At 56.7% G+C, this 4,033-nt stretch carries 1 protein-coding gene; it reads right to left on the reverse strand.

Annotation, left to right across the window (positions count from 1 at the left end; translation table 11 throughout):
* Positions 1–3,965, reverse strand: a 3,965-nt coding sequence (locus AC0Z4S_RS26380) for a DUF6531 domain-containing protein (RefSeq protein ID WP_485625099.1), incomplete at its 3' end; no start/stop codon positions are given.
* Between the last annotated feature and the right edge of the window lie 68 nt (positions 3,966–4,033).

The following is a 4,033-nucleotide window of genomic DNA, read 5'->3' on the forward strand; positions in this document are numbered from 1 at the left end:
GCGATGAGGCGTTCGCCTTGCCAGAGGAATTCAGTGGTGTGGCCGTCAACGGTTTTCTCGATGCGGCGGCCGAAGGCGTCGTATTTGTAGGATGCGGTGCTGCCACCCGGCAGGCTGACCCCGACCAGGCGGTGTTGGCAGTCGTAGCGGTACTCGGTGACGAGCTTCTTGCCGGTGCCGCGACTTTCGCGGATGAGGTTGCCGTAGGCGTCGTAATCGTAGTGGCGGTCGCCTTGCATCAGCAAGCGATTACCTTTGACGTTGGCGAGGTTGGCTGCGGGCAGTTCATTTTGGCTGAGCAGGTTGCCTGCCGGGTCATGGGCGAAGCTCTCAGGCATAGCACCGCGCACGTTGATCAGGCGATCCAGTGGATCGTAGTGATAGCGGCGGTCACCTTTGCGGCTGTCGTTAATGCCGGCGAGATTGCCGTTGGCATCGTAGTTGTAGCGACGCTGGAACAGGTGTTTTTCCCGCTGGCTGACGCTGTGCGCTTGCAGGCGGCCCTGTTCATCGTATTGGTATTGGCTGAGCAGCAACCCTTGTTGGCGTTGTTGTTCGCGACCAGCGCTGAATTGGTGAGAGGTCAGGCGTGAACCGTTCAGGTCGATACTGCTCAGGCGTCCACCGGACAAATGACGGTAATCGAGCGTGCAGCCATCCGGCAGACGGCAGTGGCTGAGCTGACCGACGTTGTCGTATGCGTAACGCGTGGTGCCCCAACCTTGATGCTCGGTGATCAAGCGATCTTGCACGTCGTATTCATAAGCGAGCGGCCAATGGCCGTCGTCGACGTTAACCAATCGACCCAGCGCGTCATAGCTGTAATGAATTTCTTCCCCATCGGGCAGCTTCTTGACCAGCAAACGGCCAGCGGCGTCGCGCTGGTATTCGGTAACCAGTTCGCTACCGTCATCGCCGAACTCGGTTTTCTTCAGCAGTTGGCCGTTGAGGTCGTATTCGTACGCGGTGCGGCGGCCGTCGAAGCCGGTTTCCTGCTGGATCAGGCCGTTCGGGTGGTAATCGAGTTGATAGCGTTCGCCGCGCTCGTTTTCGATCTCGGTGAGGTTGAGTTGCGAGTTGTCGTAGCGGTAGCGCAGTTGGCTGCCGTCGGGATTAATGCGGCGGCTGACCAGATGCAGGTTGTCGGCGTATTCGTAGCGGGTGATACGGCCGAGCTCGTCGCGTTCGGCGGTGACGCGGCCATACGGGTTGTAGGTAAACGCACGTGTGGCGCCGCCGGGCAGGGTGACTTGGATCAGACGGTCGACGGCGTCCCATTGGTATTGGGTGATCGCACCGAATTCGTCCTGGCGAGTGATTTGCCGGCCGAGGGCATCGTAGCGGTATTTTCGTTGACCGCCGTCCGGCAGGCGCTCTTCCAACAACTGGCCGAGATTGTTCCAGCCCAATTGATGACGACTGCCGTCGGGGTGACGGATCTCCAGCAAGCGTCCCTGACGGTCATAGCTGTAGAAGGTCTCGTTGCCGTCAGGATCGGTTTGTTGGGTAATGTCGCCCTGGCGGTTGCGTTCGTATTTCCAGCGGGCCTTGCCGCGCTGGACATCAATAAGTTGACCGTTGAAGTAGTTGTAGCGCGTCGGAACACCTTCCGGTGGAATCACCGCAATCAAGCGTCCGGCATCGCTGTACTGATACTCGGTGATCGCTCCCATGGGATCTCTAACGGCGATCAGTCGACCTTGATCGTCGTAAGCGTTCTGCGTTTCACCACCGTCGGGTGCGGTCTCACTGACCAGGCGTGCATTTTCGTCATGCACATAGACCAGCTCACTGCCGTCAGCGTTATGGACAATGACTGAGCCTTTATCGTCCCACTCGTAACGCGCTTCCATCTGTGCGTAATTGGCCCAATGACGCACGCATCGAGACAGCTTGCCTTCACGCTCCCACTCCCAGAAGAAGCTAGCCCCTCCGGCCATTTGTCGCTCAAGGATGACGTGCTGATCGTTGTAGCGGTAATGCTCGGTTTCGCCGATCGCATTGGTCGAAGAAACCAGTTGATTGAGTGCGTTGTATCGGTAGGTGACGAGGGTATGAATCGTCAGCCATGGGTCTTGGCGTTCGCCGCGCTCGTTGTATTCGGGGCGTTGTTGCTGTTGGTCGACAGCAACAATGTGTCTGTCCTCGTAGCGTAGCAATAGGGCGCGCCCTGCGCCGTTATCTATGCGCTGGATACGATCAACGAAGTCATAACTGATGTGCAGTCGATTTTCGTAAGCATCGCTGATCGCTGTCAGGCGACCGGCACGGAAATGGTAGAAGCGTGTTTTCGCCCCGGCTTGGGTCAAAATGAGTTCGCCGGGCTCATTGCCTAGATAAATCGCTGCCTGAGCCAAGCTGTTAGTGATGGCCGGCCGCTGTTCAGTGGGCATCGGGAAACGAGTCTGCCGGTTCTCGTTGTCCGTCCACAGCACGCCCTCATCGTCGATTTGCAAACGATGAGACAGCGAATGACTCCAGCCATGGCCGAGGCGGCTATCAATTTCGACTGCGCTGCTTCGGTATAGGCGAGTCCAATCGAAAGGCAGCAGACCACCCAGCTCCCCATCGGTGAGCGTCAGTAGCTCTTCACCGGTCACCATCGATACCGGTTCGCCGTCTGAGCATGTGTCGTCGACGCATTGCGCAGGTTTTTTCGCTGGGTTCTTCGGCTGTTCGGGGACATTGTCGACGGCCTCTACCTGCTCGATGCGCGATGCTGGCTCGTCTTTTTTACGTGCCTGAATCTGCGCATCGGAAGTCACTTTCCCATCACTGACAGGGTGTTTCTGTTCCGGCGCCTTCGCGGTTTCTGCAGGTTTGGGGGGCGCAATCTGAACATCCGCTTTGCGTGCCGGATTGAATTTCGAATCACCATTGAGCAACAACGGCCTCGATGCTTCGGTATGCGGCGTCGCCTTGGACTTGCTGACTTTCATCAACATGCCGGTGAAGTCTTCAATCAGCTTTATGACTTTGCCGCTGCTTTGCACTCCTTTGACGGCTTTTGTACCCACGCGTACGGCCAAGCCAAGACCACCAGTCAATACAACGCCGATCAGAATGTTCAGCAGGAACTCTGTCGACATTTGCGCCAGCACTTCGGTGCAAGTCTGCGGCGGCAGCATCTTCACCCAAGCCACAATTGCCGCGACGTAAATCCACATCAGCGGCTCATCGCTAGCGATCAACAAAGCAGTGTGAATAGCGTCGGCAGAAGCGTCGTAGATTTTCTTGATCTGTTCTTCAGTGAAAAAGTTTTTCAGCTTCTCGTAGTTTTCGCGAGGATGGGCGATGAGGTCGTAGAGACTTTTGATATCGCCCCACAATCCCATGATCGCTTTCATGAACCCTTCCCAAGCCGCTTCCAGCTCCTGCAAGGCGCGACCACCAAGGGAGGCATCGGTGTGTGCCTGCCAAAGCGGCAGGAAACTGGTGCTCCATTCGGTTTGTAGCCAGCCGCCCAACTCGCCGATCACGCCTTGGTAGGAGTTGAACAAACTGTCGATCTGGGCAGGCGTCGGATTCGGGAAGAAGGTGATTTTGTACTGCTGATTGGGAGTAAGCCCGGAGACTTCAAGAATCCCTGATGCATCAATGGTTTTATTGATGGTTGGACCAACTTCGTTTTTGCCGATGAAGCGGCCATTGACGACCGGTGTCAGTTGAACTGGCGTATTGCCGATCGGCACGAAACGCGCGGACTCGAAACTATGGACCAGCACCAGCTTGCCGTTCGCAGGACAGTTGGCATAAAGGGTGTTTTCCTTTTTGCTGTCCTTGTCCGCCGTGCCGACTTCATCACCGACCTTGAACTGCTGCTCCGCATCCAGAATGCCGCCGTACCAGGCTTCGGCATGCTCGCGGTAATCCTTCAGGCACTTCTTGAAGTCGTTGATGATGGCCTGAGCATCGGGTTGTTTTGCTGTGAGACCGCCAACGATCCCGCCCATTAAAACGCTCATACCACCACCTCTTTTTCCAGGTAGGCCTTCAACAGCCCGGTAAAGTTTTCTTCCGTGAGTGGCGTGCG

This window comes from Pseudomonas sp. 1L-B-1-E-C1, assembly GCF_057291835.1.